This window comes from Hahnella aquatica (SeqCode) (genome assembly GCF_965194505.1).
GTDB classification, from domain to species: Bacteria; Pseudomonadota; Gammaproteobacteria; order Burkholderiales; family Burkholderiaceae_A; genus Hahnella; species Hahnella aquatica.
Window position 1 is genome coordinate 1,626,185 of record NZ_OZ239144.1, and the last position, 14,109, is coordinate 1,640,293.

Here is a 14,109-nt window from a genome sequence, read left to right on the forward strand (position 1 = left end):
ACTAGCGGGGGGTGCGGCCACCCTTGCGGGGGCCCACCTCTTTGAGCAGCGCTTCAAACTCGGCAATGTCTTCGAAGCTTCGATAGACCGAGGCAAAGCGAACGTAGGCGACCTTGTCGAGCCGCCTTAACTCCTTCATGACCAGCTCGCCGATGAACTGGCTCGAGACCTCGCGCTCCCCGGAGGCCGCCAGGCGCTCCTCGATGATGCGCACCGCCTGGTCGAGCACATCCATGGAGACGGGGCGTTTGCGCAGCGCCAGCCCCATGCTGGCCTTGAGCTTGCTCGCATCAAAATCGCTGCGTGAACCATCCTTCTTGACCACCGAAGGCAAGGAGAGTTCGAGGCGCTCCATGGTCTTGAAGCGCCGGTCGCAGGCCAGACAGCGACGGCGGCGGCGAATCTCGTAGCCATCCTCGGAGAGGCGGGTGTCCGTGACCTGGGTGTCCGATGAACCGCAGGCCGGGCATCGCATCTGCTGTGGCCCGAGGGGTCAGCGGTACACGGGGAAACGGGCGGTCAGCGCTTCCACCTGGGACCGCACACGGGCAATGGACGATTCATCCTCGGGCGCCTCGAGCACATCGGCAATGAGCTTGCCCACCAGCACCATCTCCTCGGTCCCAAAGCCGCGGGTCGTGCAGGCGGGCGTGCCGAGCCGGATGCCGCTGGTGACCATCGGCTTTTCAGGATCGTTGGGAATGGCGTTCTTGTTCACCGTGATGTGGGCCCGGCCCAGGGCGGCCTCGGCCGCCTTGCCCGTGACCTGCTTGGCCCGCAGGTCCACCAGCATGAGATGGCTCTCGGTGCGTCCCGACACAATTCGCAGGCCACGCCCCACCAGGGCCCCGGCAAGCGCCTGGGCGTTGTCGATGATGCGCTGGCCGTAGACCTTGAAGGAGGGCTCCAGCGCCTCGCCGAAGGCGGCAGCCTTGGCCGCGATGACATGCATGAGCGGCCCGCCCTGCACCCCAGGAAAGATCGCACTGTTGATGGCCTTCTCGTACTCGGCCTTCATGAGAATGATGCCGCCACGGGGGCCGCGAAGACTTTTGTGGGTGGTGGAGGTGACCACATCGGCATGAGGCACCGGGCTCGGATAGACACCGGCGGCGATCAGGCCGGAGTAGTGGGCCATGTCGACCATGAAGATTGCACCGATTTCCTTGGCCACCTTGGCAAAACGGGCCCAGTCGGTCTTGAGCGAGTAGGCAGAGGCACCGGCGATCAGCAGCTTGGGCCGGTGTTCACGGGCCAGGGCCTCCATGCGGTCGTAGTCGATTTCTTCACGATCATTGAGGCCATAGGGCACCACCTTGAACCATTTGCCAGACATGTTGAGCGCCATGCCATGGGTGAGGTGGCCACCCTCGGCCAGCGACAGGCCCATGATGGTGTCGCCTGGGTTCAGAAAGGCCAGAAACACAGCCGTGTTGGCCTGCGCCCCAGAGTGTGGCTGCACATTGGCGGCCTCGCAGCCATAGAGCTGCTTGAGGCGATCGATGGCCAGCTGCTCCACCACGTCCACATGCTCGCAGCCCCCGTAGTAACGCTTGCCTGGGTAGCCCTCGGCATACTTGTTGGTGAGCTGAGAACCCTGTGCCGCCATGACCGCCGGGCTCGCATAGTTCTCGGAGGCGATCAGCTCGATGTGGGCCTCCTGTCGGGCATGCTCGGCCGCAATGGCTGCAGCAAGGTCTGGGTCGGTCTGGGTATAGGTCTGGGCACGGTCAAACATGGGATGTCCTGTAAGAGGGTTGAGACAGCGGCACAGCAGGGGCCTTCGATGGCGCAAGCGCACACCACAAGAACCAGAGCATGCCAAAAATCAGATGGGCAGTCAGAAGGTGCATCGGCTGGGCCACCAGCGGAAAGCCCAGGTGATTGAGCGCGCCACCCAGCAGCATCTCAAAGACGACCAAGGCCAGGAGCAGCCAGACCATGCGCCCGAGCGGCCCCTGGCCATGGGGCGATCGAATCACCCGCCAGACCAGCCAGGCCACCAAGGCCAAGACCACCCAAGAAAACGACCGATGCACATACAAGACGTAGGGCACGGCCTCGATCCAGTCGGCGCGACCCACATCTTGGGCGGCCCGGGCGATGAGGTCGACGCTCTCGCGAATCTGAATGCCAAGAAAAATCTGCAGGGTCAGGGCCGCCAGACTCCAGAGCACCAACTGCCGAAACCAGCTCGGCAGGGCTGCATACGGAACCGCTGCAACCGGGTCGGGCGGCGGCGCCCGGCCGCTCGGGCCCTCGCCCTGCCAGCGCGAGGCGGTGGCCTTGACCACCGCGTAGATGAAACACATCTGCACCAGGAAGGCCCCCGTCATGTGCAAGGACACCATGACCGGCCGCAGGTTACTCGCCACCACCATGGAGCCAATCCAGCCGTTGAGGCAGACAAAGAACAGGCCTCCCAAGGCCGCCCAGAACACCACAGCCCCCTGCGCCCGAATGCGCCAGGCCAGGGCCACGGTGGCGATCGACATGAGACCGATGGTCACCCCCACCAGTCGATTGACAAACTCGGTCCAGGTCTTCACCGGATCGAAGTCGGCCGTGTCGTAGCCACGCGCGGCGTAGCGCACCCGCCAGTCGGGCGGCAGCTGTGCCTCTTGGGTGGGCGGAATGAGCTTTCCGAAGCAGGTGGGCCAGTCGGGGCAGCCCATGCCAGCGCCGGTGGCCCGAACGGTGCCGCCCACGAGGATCAGAAAATAGACTGCGGCAATGGTGGCCACCGCCACCCGTAGAAATTGACGTGTGCGGGAATTCATTCGATCTCCACTTTGGCGAATCGCCGTTTGCCAACCTGCACCACATACTGCCCTGCCTGAAGCGACAGACCACGGTCTTCAACCCGACTGCCGTCGACCCGCACCCCACCCTGCTCAATGTTGCGAAAGGCCTCTGCATTCGAGGGCACCAGTCCCGCCTGCTTGAGCACCTGAACGACCCCGAGCGGGCCCGCACCAAGTCGAATCAGCGCGAGGTCGGCGGGGGCCTCGCCCTGCTTGAAGCGCGCCTCGAAGCTGGCCAAGGCCGCCAGCGCAGCCGAGCGGCTGTGAAATCGCTCCACCAGTTCGAGGGCGAGGTCGACCTTGATGTCTCGGGGGTTGCGGCCCGCCTGGGCCTCGGCCTGCAGGGCCTCGATCTCGAGCAGGCTTCTGCGGGACAAGAGCAAGTAGTAGCGCCACATCAGGGTGTCACTGATCGACATGAGCTTGCCAAACATGTCCTCCGGGGCATCGGTGATGCCCACCGTATTGCCCTTGCTCTTGCTCATTTTCTCCACCCCGTCGAGGCCTTCGAGCAGCGGCATGGTCACCACGCACTGGGGTGACTGGCCCGCATTGCGCTGGAGTTCGCGGCCCATGAGCAGGTTGAAGGTCTGATCGGTGCCACCGAGCTCGACATCGGCCTTCAAGACCACCGAGTCGTAGCCCTGCATCAGGGGATACAGGAATTCGTGCACCGAGATGGGGGAGCCCGACTTGTAGCGCTTGGTGAAGTCATCCCGCTCGAGCATTCGGGCCACGGTGGACTGGGCTGCCAGACGGATCATGCCCGTGGCGCCCAGGGGCTCGCACCACTCGGAATTGCGCCGAATGTCGGTCTTTGCGGGGTCGAGCACGAGGCTGGCCTGCTCGAAGTAGGTCTTGGCATTGGCCGCGATTTCTTCCGCCGTGAGGGGTGGGCGGGTCGCATTGCGCCCGGTGGGGTCTCCGATGAGCGCCGTGAAGTCACCAATCAGAAAGATGACCTGGTGGCCGAGGTCTTGAAACTGGCGCAGTTTGTTGAGCACCACCGTGTGGCCCAGGTGCAGGTCTGGCGCGGTGGGATCCAGGCCAAGCTTGACCCGCAAGGGCAGCCCGGTCTGCTCCGACCGCACCAATTTCTCCTCGAGCTCGGATGCCACAAGGATGTCATCGGCTCCCCGGCCAATGACAGTCAAGGCATGAGAAACCCCGGGAGACAGCGAAGCAATGGACATGGTCTGGCCGCTTAAAAGCTAGAATTTTACTTGTGATGACCCCGCGCGCTCGAAAGACCTGGATCTTCGGCTCCACCGGCTTTGGCTTGGCCATGGCGCTGATCACGGCGCTTGGCGTCTCGCCCCTGTCGGAGGCCGAGTCCCGGGCATTGGCCACCCCCACCGTTCAGGCCATTCCCCTGCCCTCGCTCGAGGCCCAGATCGAGGCCCTGTCAGCCCACGGGCTCGAACTCGCCAGGGAGGATGAGGTCCGCGCCACCGACAACATCGAACGCCTGCTCTCCCGCATGGGTGTGCGCGACCCGGAGGCGCTGCGTTTCCTAAACAAGGATCGGCAGGCACCGGCCGTGCTCAGGGCCAACAGCGGGCGCATTGCCCTGGTCCACACCGACCTCCAAGGCCGCCTGTTGCGGCTCCAACTGCTCAATGGGATGGATGCCTGGGTGGTGGAGCGGGCGGGCGAGAACAAGTTTGAGATTCGCACGGCGCGCCTTGGAACCGAACGCCAGGTGGAGCACCGCTCGGTGGTGGTGGGCAGCTCCTTCTTCGGGGCCATGGACCAGGCGGGCGTGCCCGATGGCATCACCGATGAGATCGTGAGCCTCTTTGAATCCGACCTCGACTTCCGCCGGCAGGTCAACCCCGGCGACAAGATCCGCGTCATCTTCGAGACCGAGAAGGTGGCCGGCCGGGACATCGGCGACTACCGGCTGATTGCGGTTCGCTTTGAGGCCTCCGGAGAAACCTACGAGGCCATGCGGTTTAGCACGGCCGACAACAAGCGTGGCAACTTCTACGACGCAGAAGGCAAGTCGGTCAAGCGCGGCTTCCTGGCCGCCCCCCTTCGCTACACCCGGGTGAGTTCGACTTTCTCGAGCTTCCGGCTGCACCCGCTGTTTGGCGACCCGCGGGCCCACCGTGGCGTGGACTACGCAGCGCCCATCGGCACACCGGTGCGCTCGGTTGCCGACGGCACGATTGTCGAGGTTGGCCGCAACGGCGGCTACGGCAATGCCATCGAGATTCGACACAACCAACGCTACAGCACCTATTACGCCCACCTGTCGGCCTACGCGGGCCGGCCCAGGAAGGGGCAGCAGATACGCATGGGCGAGGTCATCGGTTATGTGGGCGCCACCGGCTGGGCCACCGGGCCACACCTGCACTATGAATTCCGTGTCCAAGGCCGCTCGGTCGATCCCACCAAGATCGCCAAGGAGAACCCCCAAGTGCCCAGCCTCAAAGGGGCCGACCTCGTGGCCTTCCAGGCCGTGGCAGAAGACCTGCGCAAGCGGCTCTCGCTGCTCGACAGCGTCAACACGGCGACAGCGCCCAGCCCTTGAGATTCATCGGCGTCATGACCGGCACGAGCCTCGATGGGCTCGATGCCTGCCTGATCGACTGCCAGCCCGATCGCATGGAGCGCATCGAGAGCTGTTCCCACCCCATGCCGGCCAACCTCCAATCGCAGCTGGCCAGCCTTCTCGAGGACAACACACCGCTTGCCCTCGATGCCGCCGCGCGGGCGGGCGTGGCGCTCTCAGATGCCGTGGCAGACCTGGTGAAAGACCTCCTCGGCCGCACGGGGCTTGCGCCACAGGCCATCACCGCCCTCGGCGTCCATGGCCAGACGGTTCGTCACGCACCCACCCAGGGCTACAGCCTTCAGTTGTTGCATGCACCCCGACTGGCCGAGCGCACAGGCATTGCCGTGGCCTTCGACTTTCGAAACCGAGACATTGCCGCGGGCGGGCAAGGGGCACCACTGGTGCCGCCCTTTCATGCCGCCATGGTCTGCCAGTCGAGGCAGGCGCCGGCCGCCGCAGGCGCCGTGGCGGTGCTCAACCTGGGCGGCATTGCCAACATCAGCTGCTTTGAGATGCGGGCAGCCACGCAAGATGGTGGGGCGGGCGGCGATCAGCCCCCCGAAGGCCGCCTGATTCCCGAGACCCTCGTGGGCTTTGACACTGGGCCCGCCAACACCCTGCTCGACCGTTGGGCGCAGCGCCACATGGGCAAGCCCTTCGACCCACACGGCGCCTGGGCGGCCCAGGGCACGGCCTGCCCAGCCCTGCTGGCCCAGTGCAAGTCCGATGATTTTTTTCAAAGGCCACCGCCCAAAAGCACGGGCCGAGACCACTTCCACCTGGCGTGGCTGACGCGTCAGATTCAGGCGCTTGGCGAGGCCGGCAGCCGCCTGGCCCCCGTGGATGTGCAGGCCACCCTGCTGGCGCTGACTGTCGACACCGTGACCGAGGCCCTGCCCCCCGGCCTGCAAGCCCTCTGGGTTTGTGGCGGCGGTGCGAAGAACGACGCCCTCATGCAGGCCCTCTCACGCCGCGTGCCCGTGCCCGTGCGCACCACCGATGCACTCGGCTGGCCAAGCCAGGACATCGAGGCGGCCGCGTTCGGATGGTTGGCCTGGCGGCTTCACCAGGGCCTGCCGGGAAATGTGCCCGCGGTGACGGGGGCCCAGGGGCCCCGACTGCTGGGCTGTTGGGCGCCGGCCTAGGCCAGCCTGTCGTCGAGCCACTCCAGCCAGTGGCGCACCGGAATGTCGGTGCCACCCGCCAGATGCCCAATGCAGCCCACATTGGCCGAGAGAATCACCTCAGGAGACGGCGCAGACAAGGCCGAGACCTTCCGAGCCAAGAGCGCCTTGGAGATGGTGGGCTGAAGCACCGAGTAGGTGCCTGCCGACCCACAGCACAAATGACTGTCGGTCACCGGCGCGAGCTCTGCCCCCAACGCCTTGAGCAGGGTCTCCACCTGGCCACGAATCTGCATGCCGTGCTGCTGGGTGCACGGCGGGTGATAGACCACACGCTGGGCGGGCCGACCCGAACTTGAGACCAGGGCCACCAGGGCCGCCTGGTGCTCGGCCAGGAGTTCAATGGGGTCCTTCACCAAGGCCGCAATCTTCGCCGCACGATCGGCATAGGCGGGGTTGTCCTTGAGCAAGTGGCCGTAGTCCTTCACCATGACACCGCAGCCAGAGGCATTGACCACGATGGCGGCCACGTCGCCCTTCTGGACCTCGGGCCACCAGGCGTCCACATTTCGACGCACATCCTCCAGTGCCCCGTGGGCATCGGCCAGGTGGTGCTTGACGGCACCACAGCAGCCCGATCGACCAACCACCTCTGCGGAGAAGCCCAGTGCATCGAGCACGCGGGCCGTGGCTGCATCAATCGCGGGAAACATGGTGGGCTGCACGCAGCCCTTGAGCAGCAACACGCGGCGCGCATGCTGGCGCGAGGGCCAGGCGCCTGGTGCGGCCGCGCGCGGCAGTTTGGCCTTCAAGGCCGATGGCATGAGGGGGCGAAAGACCTGGCCCAGCCGATAGGCGGGTGCAAACCAGGCCGAGGTGAGCCCCCAGCGCAGCAGGCCTCGCAGCAGGCCCTGCAACAAGGGCCGGCTCACCCTTGACTCGACGAGCTCGCGGCCGATGTCCACGAGACGGCCATAGGCCACCCCAGACGGGCAGGTGGTCTCGCAGTTGCGACAGGTCAGGCAACGATCGAGGTGGGTCTGGGTCTGCTGGGTGACGGTGTGCCCCTCGAGCATGTCCTTGATCAGATAGATGCGGCCGCGCGGACCATCACGCTCATCGCCCAGCAGTTGATAAGTGGGGCAGGTGGCGGTGCAAAAGCCACAGTGGACACACCGGCGAAGGATGTCTTGCGCCTCGGTGCCGGCCTTCGTGCCTGCCACCCAGCTGGCCAGTTGAACGTCCATGTTGGTCTTGTGCCTCGTTGCGTGTCAGAGGCCGGGCAGCAGCCGGCCAGGATTCCAAAGCCCCGCGGGGTCGAGCTCTTGCTTGAGCCGCTGGTGAATGCCGCCCAGGGCTGGCGACAGCGGGGTAAAGACACCCGCCTGCCGTGAAGCCTCCGATGAGGACCGGTACAGGGTGGCATGCCCCCCCAATTGCGTGGCCGCCAATCGAACGGCCGTGGCGGACTCACTGGCCCGCACCCATCGCAGGCCACCGCCCCACTCCGTGAGCAGGGTCTCGCCCAACGGGAAGACATCGGCACGGGTGGGCAGGCTCACCCGCCAAAGCGAGAACGGGGGCTCGGGCAGCGCAAAGACCCCATGGGTTTGATCCCGCAGGCTCAGCCAAAATGCCTTGGCCTGATCCTGGGCCATCTCATGGCCAAATCGCTCCACGGCTGAAGACACTGCCGCTGCGGCCCCCGCAAAACGCAGGTGAAGCTGGCCGCCCTGATTGGGCAACCAGGCCGTGGCCGACAAGGGCAGTGGCTCGGCAGACCAGGCATTCACGCGCTCGAGGGCCTCCGCCTGGGCCATCGGCAGTTGCACGGTGGCCGATGCCGCGGGCTCAGGGAGAACCTTAAGGGCGACATCCAGAATGAGCCCCAGAATGCCCATGGCGCCGGTGTGCAAACGCGACAGGTCGTAGCCCGCCACGTTCTTCATGACCGTGCCACCATAGCGCATCAACTGGCCATCGGCATCCATGACGGTCATGCCCAACACAAAATCTCGGCAAGGCCCCGCGGCGAATCGGCCCGGGCCCGAGAGGCCCGAGGCCACCATGCCGCCCACCGTGCCCCGGCCCGCGACCGCGCCATGAAACCTTGGGGGCTCAAAGGCCAGCCGCTGGCGTTTCTCAGCCAGCACCGACTCCAGGGTTTCAATGGGCGTGCCGGCCCTCACCACCACCACCAACTCGGTCGGGTCGTGGTTCACCACGCCCGAGTAGGTGGCGGTCTGCAGCACGCCATCGCCCTGGGGCGGCTCACCATAAAAGGATTTGCTGCCGTGGCCCTCGATGCGAAGCGTGCTGGTCTGGGCCCGTGCCTGGGCCACTTGATCGCGCGCCTGTCGGATCCATTCGGCAGCCGAGGCGTCGGCTGTGTCGTGGGAGAGGCCCATCTCAGAAACGTGAGAGCTCGGGAAACTTCAGGGCGCCACGGTGCACATGCTCCCGGCCAAACTCTGCACAACGAGACAGTGTGGGAATGGCCTTGCCCGGGTTGAGGAGGCCATCGGGGTCGAAGGCCCGCTTCACCGAGAAAAAGCTCATGCGTTCCTGGGGCGAGAACTGCATGCACATGGTGTTGATCTTCTCGATGCCCACACCGTGCTCACCCGTGACCGTGCCGCCATAGTCCACACAGATCTCGAGAATCTCCGCGCCAAAAGCCTCGGTGCGTTCAAACTCGCCCGGCTTGGTGGCATCAAACAGAATGAGTGGGTGGAGGTTGCCGTCGCCGGCATGAAAAACATTGAGGCAGCGAAGGCCATATTTCTGCTCGAGTTGGGCAATGCGCCGAAGCATCTCTCCCAGGCGTCTGCGGGGGATGGTGCCATCGATGCAGTAGTAGTCTGGCGACACGCGGCCAGAGGCTGGGAATGCATTCTTGCGGCCCGACCAGAACCGCAGGCGTTCAGCCTCCGACTGCGAGACACGCAGGTCTGTGGCCCCGCTGCCCGAGAGCACCGCCTGCATGCGTTCAATTTCTTCGGCCACTTCATCGGGCGTGCCATCGGACTCACACAGGAGAATGGCCTGGGCGTTGAGGTCGTATCCCGCATGGACAAACTCCTCGACCGCCGCCGTCATACCCTTGTCCATCATCTCCAGGCCGGCTGGGATGATGCCCGCCGCGATGAGATCGGCCACGGCCTGGCCTGCCTTCTCGACATCGTCGAAGGAGGCCATGATGACCTGGGCCAAACGGGGCTTGGGCACGAGCTTGACCGTGACCTCGGTGGTGATGGCCAGCATGCCCTCAGAGCCAATCAGCAGGGCCAGCAGATCCAGTCCCGGAGAATCGAGGGCCTCACTGCCCACCTCGATCACCTCGCCCGAGAGCGTGAGGCCTCGGATGCGCAACACGTTGTGGACCGTCAGGCCGTACTTCAGACAGTGAACCCCACCGGAGTTCTCGGCCACATTGCCCCCGATGGAGCAGGCGATCTGCGAGGAGGGGTCGGGGGCGTAATAAAGGCCATGGGGCGCGGCCGCCTCACTGATGGCCAGGTTGCGCACGCCCGGTTGAACGCGGGCCAGCCGGGCCAGTGGGTCGATGGAGAGAATTTGATTGAAGCGAGCCAACGAGAGCACCAGGCCACCCCGATGTGGCGTGGCCCCGCCCGAGAGGCCGGTGCCCGCACCTCGGGCCACCACCGGCACGTCATGGGCCTTACAGACCCGCAGAACCGCCGCGGCCTCGGATTCGTTGAGCGGCAGGGCCACGGCCACCGGAATCTGCCGGTAGCCCGTCAGGCCGTCACACTCGTAGGGCCGAAGCGACTCCTGGTCGGTGATCAGCCGATCGGCCGACAGGGCCTTGGCCAAGTCCGCCAGAAACCCCCGCCGCTTTTCGGGCGGCATGGGCTGGCTGATGTCGGCAAACCGGAGTTCGCCGAGCTGCAGTTCTCGGGGCGCGTTCACAACCGCTAGTGTAGAACCGGATCACGCCTTGGGCGGCTCAATCTCGAAATTCGCCAGGTTCTCGATGGCCTTGATCATGGCCGAGTGATCCCAGCCGGACCCCCCTCGGGCGGCCAGGCTGTTGAAGAGTTCCTGCGCGGTGGCCGTGTTGGGCAGCGAGACACCAAGCGCCCGGGCACTGGAGAGCGCCAGGTTCAGGTCTTTCTGGTGGAGGCTGATTCGGAAGCCCGGGTCGAAGGTGCGCTTGACCATACGCTCCCCATGGACTTCCAGAATCTTGGAGGATGCAAAGCCGCCCATGAGGGCCTGGCGGACCCGTGCAGGATCGGCCCCGGCCTTGGCTGCAAAAACGAGGGCTTCTGCCACCGCCTCGATGTTGAGGGCCACGATGATCTGGTTGGCCACCTTGGTGGTCTGGCCCGCACCGTTCTCACCCACGAGGGTGATGTTCTTGCCCATGAGCTCGAACAGGGGCTTGACCCGATTGAAGACCGCCTCATCGCCACCCACCATGATGGTCAGCGTGGCGTTCTTGGCCCCAACCTCGCCACCCGAGACGGGCGCGTCGAGGTAGTCGCCGCCAAGGCTACGGATCTTGGCTGCAAACTCCTTGGTGGCAATGGGAGAGATGGAGCTCATGTCGACCACCACCTTGCCCTTGGAGACGCCCTCGGCCACACCATTGGCGGAGAACAGCACGGCCTCCACATCAGGGGTGTCCGGGACCATGGTGATGATGATGTCGGCCTTCTGGGTCACAGCCTTGGCGGTGTCGCAGACGGTGGCAGACGAGCCCGCCACCCAGGCTGGCATGTCGCCGATGGTGTTGAGAAACAGCTGATGGCCGGCTTTTTGGAGGTGCTCTGCCATGGGCGCACCCATGATGCCCAGGCCGATGAATCCGATTTTCATGCTCATGTGAATGCTCTCCTCAGATGCAATGTGGGGTGAATGAATGGAATGCGGGGGCGATGGCCAACCGGGGCGCTGCGGCCATCAGGCGGTGAGTGACTTGCGCCAGCCGAGGCCGTCAACCGTGGCCGCCTTGGGCTTGTACTCACAGCCGATCCAGCCGGTGTAGCCAATCGCATCGATGTGCTTGAACAGGAATGCGTAGTTGAGCTCACCGGTGCCAGGCTCGTTGCGGCCCGGGTTGTCGGCCAACTGGAGATGGCCGATCTGGGGGAGCCGGTCGCGCAGGGTGGCTGCAATCTCGCCCTCCATGCGCTGCGCGTGGTAGATGTCGTACTGAATGAACAAATTGTCTGCGCCAACCTCTTTGAGAATGGCCAAGGCCTGGTCCGCTCGGCTGAGGAAAAATCCCGGGATGTCGAAGGTGTTGATCGGCTCAATGAGCAGGCGAAGCCCCGCCTTCTTCAACTCACCTGCGGCAAACCGAAGGTTCTCCACGAAGACACCGTGGGCCTGCTGGGCACTCACCCCGTCGGGCAGCTTGCCCGCCAAACAATTGAGCTGACCAACCTCGAGCACCTTCGCATAGGAAATGGCCTTGGCCACGCCCGCCCGGAATTCGTCCACCCGGTTGGGGTGGCAGGCGATGCCTCGCTCACCCGCCGCCCAGTCGCCGGCGGGCAGGTTGTGCAACACCAGGGCAAGCTTGTTGCCCTTGAGCTTGGCGCGGATGTCTTCAGCCGCAAAGTCGTAAGGAAAGAGGAACTCGACCGCCTCGAAGCCGGCCTGCGCAGCCTGCTCGAATCGGTCCAAGAACGGAACCTCGTTAAACAGCATGGTGAGGTTGGCAGCAAACTTGGGCATCGATGTTCCTCTGTGGGTTGGTGATCCAGCGTGTGGGCGGCCTGGAATTATTCCAGAAGGCCGGCACGCTCCAGGCCTTGAGGGCCCTCGGGGTGAAGGCACTCAATGGCCTCGAACTCATTGACCTTGTCGATCTCGGTGCCCATCGAGATGTTGGTCACGCGCTCGAGGATGATTTCCACCACCACCGGCACACGGAATTCACGGGCCATGGACTGGGCCTGTTGCAGGGCCGACTGGATCTTCTCTGGGTCGGTGACACGCAGGGCCTTGCAGCCCAGCCCTTCGACCACCATGAGGTGATCCACGCCATAGGGCTTCAAGGTTGGATCCGACACGTTCTGATTGTCGAAGCTCAACTGGACTTGATAATCCATGTTAAAGCCCCGCTGAGACTGTCGGATGAGGCCGAGGTAGCTGTTGTTGACCAGCACCTGCACATAGGGCAAGGAGAATTGTGCGCCCACCGCCAGTTCCTCGATGAGGAATTGGAAGTCGTAGTCGCCCGCGATTCCCACCACCGTGCGGGTGGGGTCGGCCGCCACCACGCCAAGGGCAGCCGGGATCGTCCATCCCAGGGGGCCTGCCTGGCCGCAGTTGATCCACTGCCTCGGACCGTAGACGCGCAGGAACTGGCCAGCCGCAATCTGAGACAGGCCAATGGTCGACACGTAGATGGTGTCACGCGGGAAGGCTGTATTCATCTCCTCATAGACGCGCATCGGTCTGATCGGCGTCTCGGTGTAGTGGGTCTTGCGGCCCATCAGGCGCTTGCGCTCCTCGCAACGGGCAGACCAGTCGGAGAAGTCTTTGGCCTTGCCGGCCGCCTTGCGCTCCTTGACGATGGCAATGAACTGCTCGAGCGCGGCACGGGCATCCGAGACCACGCCGTAGTCGGGCGTGAAGATGCGCCCGATCTGGGTGGGCTCGATGTCCACGTGCACAAACTTGCGGCCCTTGGTGTAGGTGTCGACCGAGCCCGTGTGCCGGTTGGCCCAACGGTTGCCGATGCCCATGACGAAATCGCTGGCCAAGAGGCTGGCGTTTCCATAACGGTGGCTGGTCTGAAGGCCGACCATGCCGGCCATGAGGCGGTGGTCATCGGGGATGCAACCCCAGCCCATCAACGTGGGGATGACCGGCACGCCGGAGAGTTCTGCGAATTCGACCAGGAGGTCGGCGGCATCGGCATTGAAAATGCCGCCACCGGCCACGATCAGCGGCTTGTCTGCGGCCATGAGCATGTCGATGGCCTTTTCGGCCTGCCGACGGCTCACCGTGGGCTTGAATGCGGGCAGGGGCTCGTAGGTGTCGATGTCGAACTCGATCTCGGCCTGCTGCACGTCAATGGGAAGGTCGATCAGCACAGGGCCTGGACGGCCAGACCGCATGAGGTGGAAGGCCTGCTGGAACACCCGGGGCACGAGGCCTGGCTCGAGCACGGTGGTGGCCATTTTGGTCAGCGGCTTGGCAATGCTGGCGATGTCCACGGCCTGGAAGTCCTCTTTGTGCAGACGAGCCCGCGGGGCCTGACCCGTGATGCAGAGGATGGGAATCGAGTCGGCCTGGGCGGAGTAGAGGCCGGTGACCATGTCGGTGCCGCCAGGGCCCGACGTGCCGATGCAGACGCCGATGTTGCCGGCCTTGGCCCGGGTGTAGCCTTCGGCCATGTGCGAGGCACCCTCGACGTGGCGGGCCAGGATGTGCGTAACAGACTGTCGCTCCCGAAGGGCAGCATAGAGTGGGTTGATGGCGGCACCAGGCACACCAAAGGCCTGCACCACGCCTTCTTTTTCCAGCACCATTGCAGCAGCCATTGCGGCGGTCATTTTGGCCATGTTCGTCTCCTTTGAGTTGGACAACCAATGGGCTGATTTTGTTGGCTCTCGGTAGTGAACTGAAGCCCCCTTCG

At 64.7% G+C, this 14,109-nt stretch carries 12 protein-coding genes; 2 read left to right on the plus strand and 10 right to left on the minus strand.

Going from position 1 to position 14,109, the window contains the following annotated elements; genetic code table 11:
- Position 1 precedes the first annotated feature (1 nt).
- From nrdR to tyrS, 4 genes are read right to left on the minus strand one after another with little or no spacing between them, the layout of a single operon-like run.
- On the minus strand, positions 2 to 475 hold the full coding sequence (nrdR, locus tag AC8GDA_RS08435; RefSeq protein ID WP_506556087.1) for a transcriptional regulator NrdR: 474 nt from the start codon (positions 473 to 475) through the stop codon (positions 2 to 4).
- Between the two features lie 18 nt (positions 476 to 493).
- Positions 494 to 1,738 (minus strand): serine hydroxymethyltransferase, encoded by a 1,245-nt coding sequence (glyA, locus tag AC8GDA_RS08440; protein ID WP_506556088.1) that lies wholly within the window; start codon positions 1,736 to 1,738, stop codon positions 494 to 496.
- Entirely contained in the window at positions 1,731 to 2,780 is a 1,050-nt protein-coding gene (locus AC8GDA_RS08445; RefSeq protein ID WP_506556089.1) for a COX15/CtaA family protein, read from the minus strand. Before AC8GDA_RS08445 ends, glyA begins: the two co-directional genes overlap by 8 nt.
- The gene (gene tyrS / locus AC8GDA_RS08450) at positions 2,777 to 3,997 is read right to left on the minus strand and encodes a tyrosine--tRNA ligase (protein ID WP_506556090.1); all 1,221 of its coding nucleotides are present in this window, start codon (positions 3,995 to 3,997) and stop codon (positions 2,777 to 2,779) included. The genes AC8GDA_RS08445 and tyrS overlap by 4 nt, the downstream gene beginning before the upstream one ends.
- A 35-nt stretch (positions 3,998 to 4,032) precedes the next feature.
- Between tyrS and AC8GDA_RS08455 the strand changes: the two genes are divergently transcribed.
- Positions 4,033 to 5,340 (plus strand): peptidoglycan DD-metalloendopeptidase family protein, encoded by a 1,308-nt coding sequence (locus AC8GDA_RS08455; protein ID WP_506556091.1) that lies wholly within the window; start codon positions 4,033 to 4,035, stop codon positions 5,338 to 5,340.
- Positions 5,341 to 5,354: 14 nt separating this feature from the next.
- Positions 5,355 to 6,509, plus strand: coding sequence for an anhydro-N-acetylmuramic acid kinase (locus AC8GDA_RS08460; protein WP_506556092.1), 1,155 nt, complete (start codon positions 5,355 to 5,357; stop codon positions 6,507 to 6,509).
- On the opposite strand, the gene glcF is transcribed toward AC8GDA_RS08460, so the two are convergent.
- The 6 genes from glcF to gcl all read right to left on the minus strand — a co-directional run bounded on the left by glcF (position 6,506) and on the right by gcl (position 14,035).
- The gene (gene glcF / locus AC8GDA_RS08465) at positions 6,506 to 7,735 is read right to left on the minus strand and encodes a glycolate oxidase subunit GlcF (protein WP_506556093.1); all 1,230 of its coding nucleotides are present in this window, start codon (positions 7,733 to 7,735) and stop codon (positions 6,506 to 6,508) included. The two genes, AC8GDA_RS08460 and glcF, sit on opposite strands and share 4 nt — an antisense overlap.
- A gap of 24 nt (positions 7,736 to 7,759) precedes the next feature.
- On the minus strand, positions 7,760 to 8,896 hold the full coding sequence (gene glcE / locus AC8GDA_RS08470; protein ID WP_506556094.1) for a glycolate oxidase subunit GlcE: 1,137 nt from the start codon (positions 8,894 to 8,896) through the stop codon (positions 7,760 to 7,762).
- A gap of 1 nt (position 8,897) precedes the next feature.
- Complete coding sequence (locus AC8GDA_RS08475) at positions 8,898 to 10,421, minus strand: FAD-linked oxidase C-terminal domain-containing protein (protein ID WP_506556095.1); 1,524 nt, start codon at positions 10,419 to 10,421, stop codon at positions 8,898 to 8,900.
- Positions 10,422 to 10,442: 21 nt separating this feature from the next.
- Positions 10,443 to 11,339 (minus strand): 2-hydroxy-3-oxopropionate reductase, encoded by an 897-nt coding sequence (gene glxR, locus AC8GDA_RS08480; RefSeq protein ID WP_506556096.1) that lies wholly within the window; start codon positions 11,337 to 11,339, stop codon positions 10,443 to 10,445.
- A 78-nt stretch (positions 11,340 to 11,417) separates the two neighbouring features.
- Positions 11,418 to 12,197, minus strand: coding sequence for a hydroxypyruvate isomerase (gene hyi / locus AC8GDA_RS08485; protein ID WP_506556097.1), 780 nt, complete (start codon positions 12,195 to 12,197; stop codon positions 11,418 to 11,420).
- A gap of 47 nt (positions 12,198 to 12,244) precedes the next feature.
- Positions 12,245 to 14,035, minus strand: coding sequence for a glyoxylate carboligase (gcl, locus tag AC8GDA_RS08490; protein WP_506556098.1), 1,791 nt, complete (start codon positions 14,033 to 14,035; stop codon positions 12,245 to 12,247).
- Positions 14,036 to 14,109: the final 74 nt, after the last annotated feature.